The organism is Actinomyces procaprae (assembly GCF_004798665.1).
In the GTDB taxonomy this organism is placed as follows: Bacteria; Actinomycetota; Actinomycetes; order Actinomycetales; family Actinomycetaceae; genus Actinomyces; species Actinomyces procaprae.
This window is the reverse complement of the sequence record NZ_CP039292.1, coordinates 2,313,243-2,331,275: the sequence shown is the minus strand read 5'-3', so window position 1 is coordinate 2,331,275 and position 18,033 is coordinate 2,313,243. Positions and strand designations below refer to the sequence as shown.

Sequence of the window (18,033 nt, the reverse complement as noted above, 5' to 3'; positions counted from 1 at the left end):
GGGAAACACAGCACACACCGCATACAACGCCCAGGGAGGGGGAAGCGACGCGTCTGCAATGGGGTTGATGGACTGCGAAGTGCAGGGCGATTCCGGGCAGGTACGGTGGAAACTCTCCCAGCGCCAGCAGCAGGCTCGACCGCCACGTCTGGTTAGCCTCGAGCTTCTTGTCGAAGTAGAGGGCGATCGAGGGAAGAACCAACGGCATGAACAACAACACCGTGTAGAGTTCGATCACGGGCGCGGGAATGGACTCATCCCTGATTAGTGCCAGGTGCCCGGATATGCCCAAACCGGCGCTTCCGGTTTGCGGTTGTGGGGTCTGGCCGGGGCTGTGGTGCGGGGGTGGTTGGGTCGGTGGGACATCGTCGGACCGCCGAAGACGCTCTCCTGGGAGGCGTCCTTGAGGGCCGGGGCGTGTCCTCTAGCAGCCCCGCCAGGTCATCTGGACCGGCTCGTCGTGCTTGTGGGTGTGGCGGCCGGCGTGTCGCCGGGTGAGGAGACCGGTGGGCATGCCGGTTCACCACGGTGACCGCCGCCCAGCTGTCACTGATTGCACCACTTTGCCTGCCCGGACGCGAGCCGCCTTACATGCATCGTTGAAATCATGCGGTTTTCCCGGCCAAGGTTCCGGCATGTCCCAGCAAAAGTGGTGCAATCTGTGACAGCTGGGAGCACCATCGGATGCTCGCGGGCGCTGCGCGTTTGCGGGCGTGGTGGTTCGGGCCCGCGGGCGGTCGTGCTCGGGCGGGGTCCGCGTGGGGCCTGCGCGGAGGTTCTGAGGTTGACGAGGACTTGTGGCCGGCGGGGGGTGTCCTCGGGGCAGTGTCGCGGACGGAGAGTGAGTCGGGCTCAAGGCCAGCGGCGCGGTCGTTGGGTACGCCCCTTCGGCGTCTACTGCGCCCCTTCGGCGTCTGCTACGCCAGTTAGACCTCCGCTGAAGGGCCCAGAACCCTTCAGCAGACACCGAATCGGCGTAGTAAACCGCGAACCGGCGTAGCAGACGAGGTCAGCGCAAAGCACGGCGACGAGCCGACTCCCGCCGCCACCCACACCCACAAACACGAAGAGCCAGTAATCGCCGTACAGGCGTTCCGGTCATGAACGCTCATCCTTTCGCGAAACTGCTGCCTCGCGGACCGCCCGGCCGTGGATGTCAGCGGTTAATGTAGGTCTGGCAGTTCTTGTCGAGCCATCGGCGCCCGATATCGAGGTCGCCGTCAATCATGGGCACCACTATGTACGAGTGCATCTCGGCGAATTCCGGAGCGTAGGTGGTGATGGCGTTGAGGGTTGGGAAGGTGCTCAATTGTGCCTCGGCGCTGTCCATGCGCGTGGCGTCCCCGGCGTCGGCCGCGTTCAAGTACTCGTCGATCCAGCCGCACTGCCAGTACAGCGCCTCGGATACCGCCAGGTCTCCCTCGGCCACGTGAACCACCACGCCGGTGGAGTAGGGGTCCATTCCACTGTCCTCCAGGCTACGCCTGGCCGCGGGGTTCTCTGCGTCGGCCTCGAGGGTGAGGTCGGAGCCGTCCTGCGTCTGAACGGTGGCGCCCGCGAGTTCGGGGATGAGGTCAGCTGCTGTGGGCACCTCGACCCCGGGGGCGAAGGTCAAGTCGTCGCCCTCGAGCTCGTGATGAGCGAGCTCCTGAACTTCCGGCGCGACCGGGGCCTCAGACGACGCCGCCGGTTCGGGCGCGGCGGTCGCGGCATCGCCGCTCTTACCGATTGCGAACGGGACAGCGAGCAGAGCGATCCCGGCCAAGACGACGATCCCAGTGGTCTGCTTCTTATTCACGGCGCCTGCTCGCCCGCGGGCCGTGAACAGAACATGACCGCCTCTTCTCGCACCCATGCGACACGCCCGCCTCGGAATTGAATGGTACACGCCGAAAGTGCCTGTGCGTGCACCTCAGCCCAGTTGTTCGAACTTGCGTGCCCAGGCCGAGCGAATCGGGTTGGCGTCGGCGATCATTACGTCGAAGCGCTCGTCGGCGATGTCGATCACCTCACCCAGCGCCACCCGTGCCTCCCGGGCGGGGGAGGACTCCACCCGTTGCCAGCCCCGTGCCACCAGCTGGGAGCGGTCGGCCACCCGCGCTACGCACATCACCAGCGGCCGCCCGAAGCGCTCCCGGTAGGCGGCGGCCAGGCCGCGCAGCTCGGCGGCCTCGGCGTCGTCAAACTCCTCCAGGGCCAGGGAGGCCGTGTCCAGATGCGCCTGACCCCCGTCCTCGCGCGAGAGCAGCAGGTCCACCACGTCCGTGTACCCGGCCACCAGCGCCTCCTGCTCGGCGGGCGACGCTGCCAGAACCGCATCCTCCAGGGCCTGCCGCAGCCGCGACGTGGAGCTGAAGGGCCGCTGCTCCCAGGCGCGCTCCGCCGGCCAGGCGGCGCCGTCGTACAGCCCGCTCAGCGTGGCCACGAACTCCTCCCGGTCCATGGCGTTGACCTCCTCCAGACTCACCGCCCGCCCGGCGACGACGGCGACGTCCTCGCCGCTCTGACGACCCACATGGAAGAACAGCAGGTTGAGCACGACGGCGGTCAGCGCCCCGATGGTCACGCCCGATCCGAAGATGATCTGCAGCCAGGCCGGCATGCCCGCGGAGATATCGGGCTTGAAGGTGACCAGCAGGGCCAGTCCGATCGAGGTGGAGGCAATCACCGCGTTGCGGTTGTCGCGCAGGTCCACTTTCCCCAGCGTCTGGATGCCGACCACCGCCACCGACGCGAACATGGCCAGGCTGGCCCCGCCGATCACCGGCGTCGGGATCGCGGCGACGACGGCGCCCGCCTTGGGCAGCAGGCCCAGCACGATCATGATCGCCCCGGCCACGGTCACCACCCAGCGCGATTTGACCCGGGTCAGCCGCACCAGGCCCACGTTCTGGGCGAAGCAGGTGTAGGGGAAGGAGTTGAGCACGCCGCCCAGCAGGGTCGACAACCCGTCCGCGCGCAGGGCGGCGGCGATATGCGCCGGGGTGATGCGCTTGCCGACCACCTCACCGGTGGCGAAGACGTCGCCGGTGGTCTCCACGGCGGTGACCGCCATGACGATCAGCATCGACAGGACCCCGGCGGCGGAGAACTGCGGGACGCCGAAGTAGAAGGGCATGGTCACGCCCAGCGGTGCGGCCTGCGCGACCCCGGTGAAGTCGGCGTCGCCCAGCGCCACGGCGACGCCGGTGGCCACCACCAGGCCGATCAGCACCGAGATGGTCGCCATGAACCCCTTGAAGATGCGCTGCACCGCAACGATCAGCACGATTGTCAGCACGGCGTAGCCCAGCCCGCGCAGGGTGAGCGCATTGACCGCGGCCGCGGAGGCGCCGTCGGGGGCGTTCGTACCCAGGGAGACGATGTCGCCCGCGGACACGCTCATCAGTGTGGTGCCCATGACGGTCAGCAGCGTGCCGGTCACCACCGGCGGGAAGAAGCGCAGCAACCGCGCGAACCAGGGCGCGGTGAGGAAGGTCAGGATGCCGGCGGCGATGATCGAGCCGTACATGGTGGGCAGCCCCGCCGTGCCGCCCGCCCCGCCCGAGGCGGCCATGCCGATGGCGATCAGCGGGGAGACGGCGGTGAAGGTTACGCCCTGGATCAGCGGCAGCCGCACGCCGATCTTCGGCCCCAGGCCGGCCGACTGGATGATCGTGGCGATGCCGCAGGTCAGCAGGTCGGCGTTGATCAGGTGAACGGTCGTGGCCGTATCGAGCCCGAGCCCCTGTGAGATCACCAGCGGGACGATGACGGCACCGGCGTAGAAGGCCAGCACGTGCTGGATGCCCAGGACGGCCAGGCGGCCGAGCGGCGGAACCTGATCTACGGGGTGCTTCGCTCCCGGCATCGTGGTCGAAACGGCGGCCGCACCGGCGGCTGCGGAGGGGGAGGGGTGAATGGCGGGGCGGGAGCCGAGGGCCATGCGGATCTCCAATGCACTCAGGAAGTGGGTGTGCCTATTGTCCTGGCACTGGCCGAACGAGCGGTAATCGTGACCGCAGCGTGGGCGCTCGGGCCGGTTCAAGCCACCTTCTCCCGCGTACTCTCCGCCCATGACGCCGACGCCGCCGCCCCGCCCGCCCTACGAGCCTGCCACCGCGCTCGTACTCCAGCGCCTCGAGGCCGCCGGCGGACTCCCGCCCCTGAACAGCTCCACACTGACCGACCGACGCATCCCGATCGCCCGGCGCCGCGCCGCCTATCTGGCCACCTGCCCGGACGTGCACCTGCACGAGGAGACCCTCACTCGCGACGACGGGACCACCATGGCCTTGACGGTGGTGCTCCCGCCCGACGGCGCGGTGCAGCCGGGCGTCCCGCTGCTGCTGTCCATCCACGGTGGCGGGCGGGTGATGGGCTGCCGCTTCGACGACCTGGCCGCCCCGACCGCCTGGGCGCGGCGCTTCGGCGGCATCGTCGTCGCCCCGGAGTACCGCCTGGCGCCGGAGCACCCCGCACCCGCAGCGGGGGAGGACTGCCTGGCGGCGCTGGCCTGGGCCGCCGAGCACGCCGCGGACTACGGGGCGGACCCGGGCGCATCGTCGTCGTCGGGCCCAGCGGCGGGGGGGACTGGCCGCCTGCCTGGCACTGGCCGCCCGGGACCGCGGTGGGCCCCGGGCGCTGGGCTACCTGCTCGACTACCCGATGCTGGACGACCGCACCGGGCTGCCTGGCCCCGACGGCGCGGTGCAGCCGCCGTCGGCCCGTCAGTTCCCCGAGGACGGGCTGTGGCCGGCGCACTGGAACGACTGGGCCTGGGAGCAGATCCTGCCCGGGCGGCGGGGCGGAGCGGCGGTGAGCGCGCATGAGGCGGCCGGCCGCGCCGTCGACCGGCCGGGCGCCCTGGCCGGGCTGCCGCCGGTGTTCCTGTCCGTCGCCGGGGCCGAGACCTTCCGCGACGAGGTGGTCGCCTTCGCCGCGGCCCTGTGGCGCGACGGCGGGGATTGCGAGCTGCACGTGTGGCCGGGAGCCACCCACGCCATGGAGTACGTCAGCGCCACCTGGCTGCGCGACGGCCTGGAGACCGCGCGACTGAGCTGGCTCACCCGGCTGCTGGAGCCCGAGGACCCGGGCGTTAACCTGGCACGGGTGGTGGGGGAGGGGACCTTCCCGATGATCGCCGCGAATGACTGCGGTGGCGAGCTCGATGATGGGCTTGGGCGGCAGCAGCCGTAACTTCTACCGATCTCGGTACGTAACTACTACCGATCTCGGTACGTAACTTCTACCGATCTCAGTACGTAACTTCTACCGATCTCGGTGGGGGTCAGGCGTGGGTGAGGGCCTTCTCCAGCGGCTCGTAGTGCGCCACGATCGCCTCCCGGTAGGCGCCCACGTCCCCGGCGCGGGCCGCCTGCAGCATGGCGCGGTGGGCCTTGGCGGTCTTGACGATGTCCTCCGGGCGCGGGGCATGGAGCATGGGAACCGTCAGGGTGTGAATCGCCCAGAACGCCTCCATCAGATGGGCGAACAGCTGATTGGGTACCGGCGCCAGCAGCATCTGGTGGAAGCCGCGGTCCTGGTCGGTGAAGGTCTCCCCGCGTTCCGCCAGCGCCTCCATCTCATCCACGACGGCGTCGATCTCCGCGTCCTCGCGCTCCTTCCAGGCCGTCACCACCGCTTCCGCGAGGGCGGCGTCCAGGGTGCGGCGCACCTGAACCACCTCGCGCAGGCTGCGGTAGTCGTCGCCCGGCTTGAGCAGCCCCCGGAAGACGAGGGACTCCACCATGGGGCGCATCGACACCTGCCCCACGAACATGCCGTGGCCGTGGCGCACCTCCACGATGTCCAGGGCCGCCAGCGTGCGGATGGCCTCGCGCACGGAGGAGCGGGACACGCCCAGGGTCTCGCACAGCTGCGACTCGGTCGGCAGCGGGTCGCCGGGCTGGAGGTGGGACTGCAGGATGTAGTCCTTGATGGCATTCATGGCGCTGGTGGCCTGTGTGGTCGTTCCTGCGGTTGAGGCGTAGGCGCCCCGCTTCATCTCCACCACGGTTCGTTCCTCTTCGGCTTCGGTGTCGGTGTCTTGCGCGCATAGCCCGGCCAGGGTGTACCGGGCTGGTTCCCAGGTCATCGTTACACACAATCCACCCTCCGTCAGAGGATTGATCAGATGTCTGATGCCTGCTACAGTCATTCTACCGACGTCAGACAACAGACGTCCGATCTCAGGAGACCTCAATGACGATCTCGACTCCCCGCGCCTCCCGCCGCGAATTCATCCGCCTGTCCTCCACGCTGGGCCTGGCAGCCGGGCTGGCCGCCACCCTCGCCGCCTGCGGCGGCTCCGACTCCGCAAGCGCCGGGGCCACGGCAGTGGCAGGTGACTCCGCCGCCAATGCCGCCGCCTCCAACGCCGAGGGCACCATCACCGCCGGCATCTCCTACGAGCTGGGCACCAACGGCTACGACCCCATGACCACCTCCGCCGCGCTCACCGTCGCCGCCAACTGGCACACTCTGGAGGGCCTGACCGAGCTGCACCCCGCCACCCGCGAGTGCTACGCCGCCCTGGCCGCCGACCTGCCCACCCAGGTGGATGACACCACCTACGAGGTGACCCTGCGCGACGGCGCCGCCTTCTCCGATGGTACGCCCGTGACCGCCGACGACGTCGTCTTCTCCTTCGAGCGCGTCCTGGACCCGGACAACAACTCGCTGTACTCCCAGTTCATCACCTTCATCGACGCAGTGACGAAGAAGGACGATGCCACCGTGACCATCACCACCAAGTACCCCTACTCGCTGGTGGCCGAGCGCATCAGCGTGGTCAAGATCGTGCCCCGCGCCGCCGTCGAGGCCGACGCCGCCGCCTTCGACATGAACCCGGTCGGCACCGGCCCCTACACCATGACCGACAACGGCGCCGCCTCCCAGACCATCGTCTTTGAGCGCAACGACCACTACAACGGCTCGCACCCGGCGCTGGCCAAGTCCATGACCTGGCAGATCCTGCCCGACGACACCACCCGCACCAACGCCATCACCTCCGGCACTGTCCAGGCCATCGACGCCGTCCCCGTGGCCAATCTCTCCACCATGCAGGCGCCCATCACCGTGGCCGCCCAGCAGGGCTTCTCCCTGCTGTTCGCCATGTTCAACAACGCCACGCTCTCCGACGTCAAGGCTCGCCAGGCGATCCTGTACGCCCTGGACTACAACAAGATCTGCGAGACCGGCATGGGCACGCTCGCCACCCCCGCCACCTGCTTCGTCCAGGAAGACCACCCCGCCTACAAGCAGGCCAGCACCGTCTACACCTACGACGCCGACAAGGCCAAGTCCCTGCTGGCCGAGGCCGGGGTCACCAGCATCAACCTGCTGTGCTCCGACCACGGCTGGTTCGCCTCCGTCCGCCCGATCATCCGCGAGAACCTCGAGGCCCTGGGCATCACCGTCAACTACGAGGAGAAGAAGTCCGCGGACGTCTACGCCTTCATCGACTCCGACCAGGGCGACTGGGACGTGGTCATCGCCCCCGGCGACCCCTCCGTCTTCGGCAACGACGCGGACCTGCTCATGCGCTGGTGGTACGCCGGCGACATCTGGACCGACACCCGCCTGCACTGGAAGGGCACCGACGCCTACAAGCAGGTGCAGGCCGCCCTGGACGAGGCCGTCCAGCTCGACGGCGACGCCCAGGTGGCCAAGTGGCAGGAGATCTTCGACCTGATCGCCGCGGACGTGCCGCTCTACCCGATCTTCCACCGCAAGTCGCCCACCGCCTACGACGCCGAGGCACTGGTCGGATTCCAGCCGATCGCCCTGACCGGCCTGTCCTTCGTCGACGTCGGCACCACCGCCGCCTGACCGCCCGCCTCCCCCAGTTCCGGCAAAAGGAGCACTCCAGTGTCCAACCTCCTCCGCCTGATCGGCCGCCGCCTGGTGGCGCTGCCGGTCATGGTGCTGGGCGTGACGCTGCTCGTGTTCGTCGTCATGTCGTTCTCCTCGGCCGACCCGGCGCGCCTGGCGCTGGGGGAGGCCGCCACGGCCGACGCCCTCGAGCAGTACCGCCAGGCCCACCACCTCAACGACCCGCTGCTGCAACGCTTCTGGGACTACCTGGTGGGCCTGGCGCACGGCGACCTCGGCACCACCTTCACCGGCGTGAAGATCACCGACATGGTCGCCAGCGCCTTCCCCATCACCCTGCAGCTGACCTTCATCGGCATCCTCCTGGCCGTTATCGCCGCCACCATCCTGGGCGTGATCGCCGCCCTGTACCGGGACGCCTGGCCCGATCAGGTCATCCGCGTGATCTCCATCCTGTGCCTGGCCACGCCCTCCTTCTGGCTGGCCCTGCTGCTGATCCAGTGGTTCGGTGACATCCCCGGCGCCACCGGCACCTTCCCCTCGGTGGTCACCCAGTGGGTCTCCTTCGGCGATGACCCCGGCGCCTACGCGCGGCAGATCTTCCTGCCCGCCCTGGCCGTCGCCGTCCCCAACACCGGCACCCTCACCCGCGTGGTGCGCACCGCCATGGTCGAGGAACTCGACCGCGACTACGTGCGCACCGCCATCGGCGCCGGCATCCCCAAGCACGTCGTCGTCGCCCGCAACGTGCTGCGCAACGCCCTGATCACCCCGCTGACGGTGCTGGGCCTGCGGCTCGGCTACGCGATGGGCGGCGCCGTCGTCATCGAGATGATCTTCAACATCCAGGGGATGGGACAGCTCATCTTCCAGGGCATCACCCGCAATGACGTCAACATCGTCCAGGGCGTGTCCATCACGGTCGCGCTGGCCTTCATCATCATCAACATCGTCGTTGACATGCTCTACGTGCTGGTCAACCCGAGGATCAGGAGCGTCTGATGCCCCACCGCCGCACACTGAACCGGGTCTCCACCCCCGGCCTGCGCTTCCAGGGCTGGCGCCGCCTGCCGCTGGGCTCCAAGATCGCCGTGCTCGTCCTGGCAGCCATCGCCCTGATGGCCCTCTTCGCCCCGCTGGTGGCCCCCTATCATCCGGGCGCCACCGGCCTGGCCTCCGCCCAGACCGTCACCCATGTGGAGGGCGTGGGCGACGTCGTCTCCTCCGACCCCGCCGTCGCACCCTCCGCCGCGCACCTGTTCGGCACCGACGCCACCGGCCGGGACATCTTCTCCCGCGCCATCTACGGGGCCCGCGTCTCCCTGGTGGTGGGCCTGAGCGCCACCGGCATCGCCCTGGCCCTGGCCGCGGTCCTCGGCGCCATCGCCGCCACGAGCCGCAAGTGGATCGGGGAGGTGGTCATGCGCGTGCTGGACGTGGTCATGTCCTTCCCCGGGATCGCGCTCGCGGCGGTGCTGGTGCTGGCCATGTCCGCCTCCGGGCTGCCGATGGTGGCCGTGATCATCATCGCCACGGCGGTCGTCTACACCCCACAGCTCACCCGCGTGGTGCGCGCCAATATCCTCGCCCAGTTCGGCGAGGACTACGTGGCCGCCTCCAAGGTCATGGGAGCCCGCGTCCCCTGGATCCTGGCCAAGCACGTGGTGCGCAACTGCGTCGCCCCGATCATGGTCTACGCCACCGTCCTGGTGGCCGACGCCATCGTCTTCGAGGCCTCCCTGTCATTCATCGGGGCCGGCATCAAGGCCGTCAACACCCCCACCTGGGGCAACATGCTCTCCGAGGGCAAGGCCCTGCTGCTGTCCGGCCACTGGTGGCCGACCTTCTTCCCCGGGCTGATGATCCTGATCACCACCCTGTGCCTGAACATCCTCTCCGAGGGCCTCACCGACGCCATGGCCTCCCCGCGCATCCGCGCCCATGTGGACGTCGAGGCCGACGAGGAGGCCATGCAGACCCAGCAGGCCTGGGACGAGGCCGGCCACGCCGTGCGCACCCACGCCGAGCTGACCGCCGACGCCGTCCCCGGCGGGCAGAAGAGCGCCCTGACCGGGATCGTGGAGCCCGCCGCCGAGGAGGTCCCGCTCGCCGAGCGGCTGGCCGCCCTGCGCGACGCCGAACTGGCCCGCCACGACCGGCTCGTCTACCCCACCCCGCAGGCCGCGCCCGTGCTGGAGGTGGAGGACCTGTCGATCGCCTTCCCCGCTCAGCACGGGGAGGTGAACATCGTCGACGGCGTGTCCTTCTCCGTGCGCCCCGGCGAGACCATGGGCCTGGTCGGGGAGTCCGGCTGCGGGAAGTCCATCACCTCCATGGCGGTCATGGGGCTGCTGCCGTCCAGCGCGCGCATCACCGGGCGGATCCGCTTCCAGGGTCGCGACCTGCTGGAGCTGAGCCCCAAGGAGCACAACGCCCTGCGCGGCCACGAGATGAGCATGATCTACCAGGACGCCCTGTCCTCCCTGAACCCCTCCATGCTCATCCGCTCCCAGATGAAGCAGCTCACCTCCCGCGGCGGCACCCGCAGCGCCGAGGAGCTGCTTGAGCTGGTCGGCCTGGACCCGGTGCGCACCCTGAAGAGCTACCCGCACGAGTTGTCCGGCGGTCAGCGCCAGCGCGTGCTGATCGCCATGGCACTCACCCGCGACCCCAGCCTGGTCATCGCCGACGAGCCCACCACCGCCCTGGACGTCACCGTCCAGAAGCAGGTCATCGACCTGCTCAACCAGCTGCGCGAGAAGCTCGGCTTCGCCATGGTCTTCGTCAGCCACGACCTGGCCCTGGTGGCCAAGGTCGCCCACCGCATCACCGTCATGTACGCCGGCCAGGTGGTCGAGCAGGCCACCACCGCCGAACTGCTGACCAACCCCGTCCACGAGTACACCCGCGGCCTGCTCGGTGCGGTGCTGTCCATCGAGGCCGGCTCCAAGCGGCTGCACCAGGTGCGCGGCACCGTGCCCAGCCCACAGGAGTTCGTGGCCGGCGACCGCTTCGCCCCGCGCTCCTCCCACCCCGACGTCGGTCTGCACACCCGCCCGGTGCTGCGGCCCGTGGCCGGCGCCGGCGAGCACTACTACGCCACCACGCCCGAGCTCGAGGCGATCCTCGCCAAGGAGGCCCACTGATGCCCACCGACAAGTACGCCGGCTGGAACCCGAAGACGGACCCGGTCATCGAGCTGCGCCACGCCCACGTCATCCACAAGTCCCGCACCGGCAAGCTGTTCCGCCCCGACACGGTCCACGCCGTCAACAACGTCTCCTTGAAGGTCAAGCGCGGCGAGACCCTCGGACTGGTGGGGGAGTCCGGCTGCGGGAAGTCCACCACCGCCCGCGTCATGACCGGCCTGCAACCGCTCACTCGCGGCGAGGTCTACTTCAAGGGCCGCCCCCTCGGGCACTCCGCCGCCGACCGGCGCGCCCTGGGCCGCTCGGTGTCCGTGGTCTTCCAGGACCCGGCCACCGCGCTGAACCCGCGCATGATCGTGCACGACACGCTCATCGACCCGCTCAACGTCCACGGCATCGGCTCACCCGCCGAGCGCGAGGCGAAGGTCCGCGACCTGCTGCACCTGGTGGGCCTGCCGCCCAGCGCCCTGGAGGTGCTGCCCCGGCAGATCTCCGGCGGCCAGCGCCAGCGCGTCGCCATCGCCAGGGCACTGGCCCTGGACCCGGACATCATCGTCGCCGACGAGCCCACCAGCGCCCTGGACGTGTCCGTGCGCGCCCAGGTCCTCAACCTGCTGCAGGACCTCAAGGCCGCCCTCGGCCTGGGGCTGGTGTTCATCAGCCACGACATCAACACGGTCCGCTACGTCTCCGACCGCATCGCCGTCATGTACTTCGGCAAGATTCTGGAGACGAACACGACCGCGGAGATCTTCGCCCACCCCCAGCAGGAGTACACGCGCACGCTGCTCGGCGCCGTGCCCTCCCTGCTCGAGGCCTGACCGGCCGGCCCCACAAACCACCCCAACCTGCCCCTCAACCTGCAAGGAAACCGTTACATGGACACCCGCTTCACCGGCGTCATCCCGCCGGTCGTCACCCCCTTCAAGCACGGCGAGATCGACCTGGGCTCCCTCGGCCGCACCGTCGACTTCCTCATCTCCTCCGGTGTGCACGGCCTGTTCGTCGGCGGCTCCTCCGGCGAGGTCGCCTACCTGACCGACTCCCAGCGCGACGCCGTCACCGCCACCGTCGTCGAGCGGGCCGCCGGGCGCGTGCCCGTGCTGGCCGGCGCCATCGATACCACCGCCCACCGGGTCATCGAGCAGGCCAGGCGGGCCGAGGCACTCGGCGTCGACGCCGTCGTCGCCACCTGCCCCTTCTACGCGATCAACGACGCCACCGAGATCGACGACCACTTCCGCACCATTGCCGCCGCGCTGAGCGTGCCCCTGCTGGCCTACGACGTCCCGGTGCGCCTGAACGGCAAGAAGCTGGGACACGACCTGCTCGTGGCCCTGGGCAAGGAGGGCGTGCTCGCCGGCGTCAAGGACTCCTCCGGCGACGACGTCGGCTTCCGGCGGCTGGTGGCAGCCAACGCCGCTGCCGGCCGCCCGCTGGCCGTGCTCTCCGGCCATGAGTGCGTTGTGGACGGCATGCTGCTGCTGGGCGGGGACGGTTGCGTGCCCGGATACGGCAACGTGGACCCCGGCCGCTACGTGGCGCTGTGGGAGGCCGCCCGGGCCGGCGACTGGGCGGAGGCCCGCGCCATTCAGGACCAGCTGTGCGCGGGCTTCGAGATCGTCTACGTGCCGCGCGCCCGCTCCGCCGACGCCACCGGCATCGGCGCCTTCAAGACCGTCATGGCGGCCCAGGGCACCATCGACACCAATGACATGGCCTTCCCGGTGCGGGCCCTGGACGGCGAGGCCCGCGACGGCGTGCTGGCGATCGCCCGCGCCCAGGGGCTGATCTGAGATGCCCGCTGTCGCCTGCCCGGCCGACCGCCCGGCCGCGGCCGCGGAGGACCTGATCGGCGTGGACGTGGGCGGCACCAAGATCGCCGCCGCCCGCGTCGCCCCCGACGGCGCCCTGCGCGGGGGCGTGCGGGAGGTGCCCACGCCCGCCCACGCCGGCCCGGCCGCCATGCTCGACGCCATTGCCGGCCTCATCGTGGCCGTGGCCGACGACGGCCCGGGCACGCCGACGTCCCGGCGCCACCGCCCGGTGGCGGCGGTCGGCATCGGCTCGGCGGGCGTGATCGACGCCGAGCGCGGCACGGTCATCTCCGCCACCGACGCCATCACCGACTGGGCGGGCGCCGACATCGCCGGCGGCGTGACCGCGCGCCTGGAGGCCGACGGCCTGCACGGACCGGACGGCGGGGCGCCCGCGGTGCACGTCGACAACGACGTCAACGCCTACGCCGCCGGCGAGGCCTGGATCGGAGCCGGGGCGGACGCCGAGTGCGCGCTGGTGGTCGCCGTCGGCACCGGCGTGGGCGGGGCAGTGGTGCTGGACGGGCGCGTCCACCACGGGGCGCACGGCCTGGCCGGGGAGATGGGGCACATGCCCAGCGCCCTGGCGGTGGGGGAGCGGTGCAGCTGCGGGCGCCCCGGCCACCTCGAGGCCGTGGCCGCCGGCCCACAGATCGCCCGCCGCTTCCGCGAGGCCACCGGCGCCCAGGACGTGACCGGCGCACTCGCCGTGGAGCGCCTGGCCCGCTCCGGCGACCCCGACGCCCGCCGCCTGTACCGCGAGGCCGCCACCGCCCTGGGACAGGCCATCGCCGGCGTCGTCACCGTCCTGGACCCCGACCGGGTCATCATCTCCGGCGGGCTGGCCCGCTCCGGGCCGCTGTGGTGGGGGCCGCTGCGTGAGACCGTGCGCCGCGAGCTGGTCGAGCCGGTCGCCTCGCAGCTGCGGGTGGTGCCCGCCGCACTCGGCACGACGGCGCCCATCGTCGGCGCGGCCCGGCAGGCAGCACTGCGCCTGTGCCACGTCGCCTGACCCTCACCCAGTGAGGTGAACCGCCTGCAACCCGCCCGGATCCGGGCAGGCCAGCACCCACAAGCCACCGGCCAGCCGCACCTAGGAGAGAACCGTGACCGCCGCCCTCAACCCCGTACTCGAGCGCCTGCGCGGAGGCCTGATCGTCTCCGCCCAGGCCTACCCGGGTGAGCCCATGCGCGACCCGCGCACCATGGACCAGGTGGCCCGGGCCTGCATCGCCGGCGGTGCCGCCGGCATTCGCGCCCAGGGCCTGGCCGACCTGAGCCTGATTACGCAGCACGTGGACGTTCCCGTCATCGGCCTGTGGAAGGACGGGCACGACGGGGTGTTCATCACCCCGACCCTCACCCACGCCATCGCGGTAGCCGCCACCGGAGCCCAGATCGTCGCCCTCGACGGCACCCGCCGTCCGCGCCCGGACGGACGCACCTTCGCCCAGACCGTGGCCGCGCTCAAGGCCGCCCGCCCGGACGTCCTGGTCATGGCGGACTGCGGCAGCCTGGAGGACGCGCGTGCAGCGCAGGACGGCGGAGCCGACATCCTCGGTACCACCCTGGCCGGCTACACGGGGGAGCGTCCCCCGACCGACGGACCCGACATCGAGCTTGTCGACCAGGTGGCGGCCATCGCCGACGTGCCGCTGGTCGTCGAGGGACGGGTACACACGCCCGCGCAGGCCGCTATGGCCCTGGACCACGGGGCCTTCGCCGTCGTCGTCGGCACCGCCATCACCCACCCGGCGACCATCACCTCCTGGTTCGTCAATGCCGTCGTCCACCGGTGACGGGAACGGTGTTGCGCATGTGACAAAAGCGGTGAAAGTGTTTGGTGTGGGCCACAAAATGGCACGCCACGCCGGGGAAAACGCCGTCATATCTGACAAATCGCCCCGTTTATGCATAGCGTTACGGCCAGCGGCACCGCACTGAGGTGCCCAACCGTCTTTCAGACGCCTAGACAATCGAGTACCCAACCGAGAGGCAGATACATGTCCATCAACCGCACCGAGCTCATCGCCGCCATCGCTGAGAAGGCCGGCCTGACCAAGACCGACGCCGACGCCTTCCTCGGCGCCTTCCAGGACGTCCTCGTCGAGAACGTCGCCAAGGGCGAGGCCGTCAAGGTCACGGGCCTGATGGGTGTTGAGCGCGTCGAGCGCGCTGCTCGTACCGGCCGCAACCCCCGCACCGGTGAGGAGATCCAGATTCCGGCCGGCTACGGCGTGAAGCTGACCGCCGGCTCCGCCCTGAAGAAGGCCGCCTCCGGCAAGTGACCCGCTAGGGCACTGGAGCGCGTGGGCCCGCCCGACGGCGGCCACGGAACCTGAACTCGCAAGGCGCGTCGCCCCATACGGGCGGCGCGCCTTCCGCATCCCCGCTCCCGCCCGCCCCGCATGCGCCCGGCCGGCACCGGTGAGACGCGCCGGCCGGGCGCACGCGCCTGGGCCGGCCGACGGAGCGGGCGCGGCCCTGACTCCTCCTCACGGATGAGCCGGGCCGGGAACGATGCGGCTACTTTCAGTACATGACCGCCCCGTCACCGCTCGTACCACCTGGTGGACCGGCCGCACCCGGTCCGCACCCCGCCCTGTTCCTGGACTCCCTCGCCAAGGCCTTCGGCCAGAAGATCGCCGTCAACCTGCTCACCCTGGCCGTCCCCGCAGGCAGCCTGTACGGCATCGTCGGCCCCAACGGAGCGGGCAAGACCACCACCCTGTCCATGGCCACCGGCCTGCTCCGGCCCGACGCCGGCCGCGCCCTGGTCCACGGCGTGGACGTGTGGGCGGAACCCGCCCGCGCCAAGGCCCGCCTCGGCGTGCTGCCCGACGGGCTGCGCACCTTCGACCGCCTGACCGGCCTGGAGCTGGTCACCTACTCCGGGCTGCTGCGCGGCATGCCCCGCGACGTCGTCGTCCCGCGGGCCACCCAGCTGCTGCACGTGCTGGACCTGTGGGACGCCGGCACCACCCTGGTGGCCGACTACTCGGCAGGCATGCGCAAGAAGGTCCACCTGGCCTGCGCCCTAGTGCACTCGCCCAGCGTGCTCGTGCTGGACGAGCCCTTCGAGGCAGTCGACCCGATCTCCGCCAAGACGATCCAGAAGATCCTCACGGACTTCACGGCCGCCGGCGGCACGGTGATCATCTCCAGCCACGTCATGGCCACCGTGCAGCGCCTGTGCAGCCACGTCGCCATCATCGACCAGGGCCGGGTCATCGCCGCGGGCACAACCGCCGAGGTGGCCGCGGGCGCCGACCTGGAGGACCGCTTCGCCCAGCTCGTGGGAGCACAGGTATCCGGGGAGGAGCTGTCATGGTTGCGACCCTCGTCGCACTGAGGTGGCGGATCACCCTCAATGTGCTGCGCAGCAACATCTGGGCCGCCCTGGGCCTGATCCTGGGCGCCACGGGCGCGCTGGCATTACTGACGCCGCTGGTCCTCGGCGCCGTGACCCTGGGGCGGGCGGACCCGGCGACCGCCACCCAGGTGCTGGGCGGAGTCGGCGCCGCCATCACCATCGGGTGGACGGTGGTGCCGTTGCTGTCCACCGGCGTCGACGCAACCCTGGACCCGCGTTCAATGGCGGCCTGGACGGCACCCTCCCGGACCCTCAGCCTGGGGCTGGCAGTGGCCGGCGCCTGCGGGGTGCCCGGCATAGTCACCGGCCTGGTGCTCCTCATCCCCGCGGTTACCTGGCTGGCGGCAGGGCAGCCGGGAGCCGCCCTGCTGTCGCTGCTGCTCGCGCCCGCGAGCCTGGCGACCTGCGTGCTGCTGGGGCGCAGCGTCGTCATCCGCGCGGGAGTCTCCTCCTCCCGGCGCGGCCGTGACCTGCTCGCCCTCCTCGGGTTCTTCGCCGTCATGGCCCTGTCGCTGCTGCCCTCCCTGCTCAACCTGGTACTCGACGCGGAGCACCTGGAACTGGGAGGGCTCGTCGCAGTCGCCAGGGGACTGGGGCTGACACCCTTCGGATGGGCCCTGGCGGCGCCCGGCTACCTCGCCCAGGGGCAGGCGGCGACGGCGGCGCTGCTGACCGTGGGCGCCCTGGCCCTACCACTGGTCCTGGCGCCGGTCTGGCACCGGGTGGTGATCCGAGTCATGACCGCTCCCACGCAGACGCGGACGCGTGCGCACGCATACGCCGACGCCCCCTCACATCCGGGCCGGGCCGCCGTGGGAGCCGTGCTGCCCTGGCAGCGCAGACTGGAGCGGATCAGTTCCGGGCCGACGGCGGCCGTGGCCGCGCGCTGCCTGCGCTACTGGCGCTCCGACCCGCGCTACCTGGTGCAGGTGGTGGCGGTCCTCGCCGTCGCCGTGTTGCTCACCGGGATGATCGCCACCAACTACGGCTTCGCCACGGACTCCTACGACGAGGGCACCACGGTGACGCTCAGGGACGTCAGCCTCACCCCGGGGCAGGCGCCGGGCGCGCTGTTCATCATCGGGCTGATACTCGCGCTGCTGTGCGGCTGGATGATTCACGACGACCTCGCCTTCGACTCCACCGCGCTGTGGACCCACATCTCCGCGGGACTGCCCGGGCGCAGTGACCGCCTCGGGCGGGCGCTCGCGGTGGCCGTCTGGCAGCTGCCGCTGCTCCTCGCGCTCATCTTCGTGTGCGGTTGGCTGACTGGGAACTGGGTGCAGGTGCCCGCCTACCTGGGGGCGATGGTGGGCATGTACGGCGTCGCCCTGGCCTGGTCGAGCGTGACCAGCGTGCTGCTCCCCTATGAGACCAATCCGCCGGGGGAGAACCCCATGAAGTCGCGCACCTCCGGCACCGCGTTCATCGCGGCGCTGCTGCAGATGCTGGGGACGGTGGTGATCGGCGTCGTCTGCCTGCCGGTACTGGTGCCGCTGATCGTCCTGGTGACGCGGGAGGCCTGGCTGTGGGGCTGGCTGCTGCTGCCTGCCGGAGTGCTGTGGGGCGGGGGAGTCGCCTGGTGCGGGGCGGTGCTGGGCGGACGGCAGCTCGACCGGCGCTGCGCCGATGTGCTCGCCACCATCCGCACCTGGCCCGGGCACGACGCCGCCTGACACCCGCCGCGGGCCTGAGCCCCAGGTGCCGGGCGGAGGCCGCGTGCAGTGGGTGTGCGCCGGCCTCGCGTCGGCTTCGGGGCCGAAGCTCGCAGCCCTGCCTTCCCGCGAGCCGCTCCATCACGCCGTAGCATTGACGCGCGGCGCGGTTGCGCCGCCCGCCGGCCTCTCGGATGGGGCCGCCAGGTCCGCTGCCGGAAGCA

General features: G+C 70.8%; 13 protein-coding genes and 1 pseudogene. 11 read left to right on the top strand and 3 right to left on the bottom strand.

What is annotated here, in order from left to right; translation table 11 throughout:
- Positions 1-1,156 precede the first annotated feature (1,156 nt).
- Both E4J16_RS09415 and E4J16_RS09410 read right to left on the bottom strand, forming a co-directional pair.
- Positions 1,157-1,798 (bottom strand): hypothetical protein, encoded by a 642-nt coding sequence (locus E4J16_RS09415; RefSeq protein ID WP_136313839.1) that lies wholly within the window; start codon positions 1,796-1,798, stop codon positions 1,157-1,159.
- 114 nt (positions 1,799-1,912) lie between these two features.
- Positions 1,913-3,850, bottom strand: a complete 1,938-nt coding sequence (locus E4J16_RS09410) for a solute carrier family 23 protein (protein ID WP_136314652.1) — start codon at positions 3,848-3,850, stop codon at positions 1,913-1,915.
- A 205-nt stretch (positions 3,851-4,055) separates the two neighbouring features.
- Between E4J16_RS09410 and E4J16_RS16255 the strand changes: the two are divergent.
- Positions 4,056-5,178: pseudogene (locus tag E4J16_RS16255) on the top strand (alpha/beta hydrolase fold domain-containing protein).
- A gap of 91 nt (positions 5,179-5,269) precedes the next feature.
- Here the strand turns inward: E4J16_RS16255 and E4J16_RS09400 are convergent.
- Positions 5,270-5,986, bottom strand: a complete 717-nt coding sequence (locus tag E4J16_RS09400) for a FadR/GntR family transcriptional regulator (protein ID WP_240038454.1) — start codon at positions 5,984-5,986, stop codon at positions 5,270-5,272.
- A 197-nt stretch (positions 5,987-6,183) separates the two neighbouring features.
- On the opposite strand from E4J16_RS09400, the gene E4J16_RS09395 reads away from it, so the two are divergent.
- The 10 genes from E4J16_RS09395 to E4J16_RS09350 all read left to right on the top strand — a co-directional run bounded on the left by E4J16_RS09395 (position 6,184) and on the right by E4J16_RS09350 (position 17,830).
- Entirely contained in the window at positions 6,184-7,812 is a 1,629-nt protein-coding gene (locus tag E4J16_RS09395) for an ABC transporter substrate-binding protein (protein ID WP_136313838.1), read from the top strand.
- A gap of 39 nt (positions 7,813-7,851) precedes the next feature.
- On the top strand, positions 7,852-8,817 hold the full coding sequence (locus E4J16_RS09390; RefSeq protein ID WP_136192382.1) for an ABC transporter permease: 966 nt from the start codon (positions 7,852-7,854) through the stop codon (positions 8,815-8,817).
- On the top strand, positions 8,817-10,961 hold the full coding sequence (locus tag E4J16_RS09385) for a dipeptide/oligopeptide/nickel ABC transporter permease/ATP-binding protein (protein ID WP_136313837.1): 2,145 nt from the start codon (positions 8,817-8,819) through the stop codon (positions 10,959-10,961). The genes E4J16_RS09390 and E4J16_RS09385 overlap by 1 nt, the downstream gene beginning before the upstream one ends.
- The gene (locus E4J16_RS09380; protein WP_136192380.1) at positions 10,961-11,785 is read left to right on the top strand and encodes an ABC transporter ATP-binding protein; all 825 of its coding nucleotides are present in this window, start codon (positions 10,961-10,963) and stop codon (positions 11,783-11,785) included. The genes E4J16_RS09385 and E4J16_RS09380 overlap by 1 nt, the downstream gene beginning before the upstream one ends.
- Positions 11,786-11,842: 57 nt before the next feature.
- Positions 11,843-12,760 (top strand): dihydrodipicolinate synthase family protein, encoded by a 918-nt coding sequence (locus tag E4J16_RS09375; protein WP_136313836.1) that lies wholly within the window; start codon positions 11,843-11,845, stop codon positions 12,758-12,760.
- A gap of 1 nt (position 12,761) precedes the next feature.
- Positions 12,762-13,793, top strand: coding sequence for an ROK family protein (locus tag E4J16_RS09370; RefSeq protein WP_136313835.1), 1,032 nt, complete (start codon positions 12,762-12,764; stop codon positions 13,791-13,793).
- 94 nt (positions 13,794-13,887) lie between these two features.
- Complete coding sequence (locus E4J16_RS09365; protein WP_136313834.1) at positions 13,888-14,580, top strand: N-acetylmannosamine-6-phosphate 2-epimerase; 693 nt, start codon at positions 13,888-13,890, stop codon at positions 14,578-14,580.
- A gap of 204 nt (positions 14,581-14,784) precedes the next feature.
- A complete protein-coding gene (locus E4J16_RS09360) occupies positions 14,785-15,069 on the top strand; it encodes an HU family DNA-binding protein (RefSeq protein ID WP_092532173.1) in 285 nt (94 codons plus the stop codon).
- Positions 15,070-15,320: 251 nt separating this feature from the next.
- Positions 15,321-16,133 carry an ABC transporter ATP-binding protein gene (locus tag E4J16_RS09355; protein ID WP_136192376.1) on the top strand — a complete coding sequence of 271 codons (813 nt, stop codon included), beginning with the start codon at positions 15,321-15,323 and terminating at the stop codon, positions 16,131-16,133.
- Positions 16,109-17,830: a transporter gene (locus tag E4J16_RS09350; protein ID WP_136313833.1), complete on the top strand. Its 1,722-nt coding sequence runs from the start codon at positions 16,109-16,111 to the stop codon at positions 17,828-17,830. Before E4J16_RS09355 ends, E4J16_RS09350 begins: the two co-directional genes overlap by 25 nt.
- Positions 17,831-18,033 lie beyond the last annotated feature (203 nt).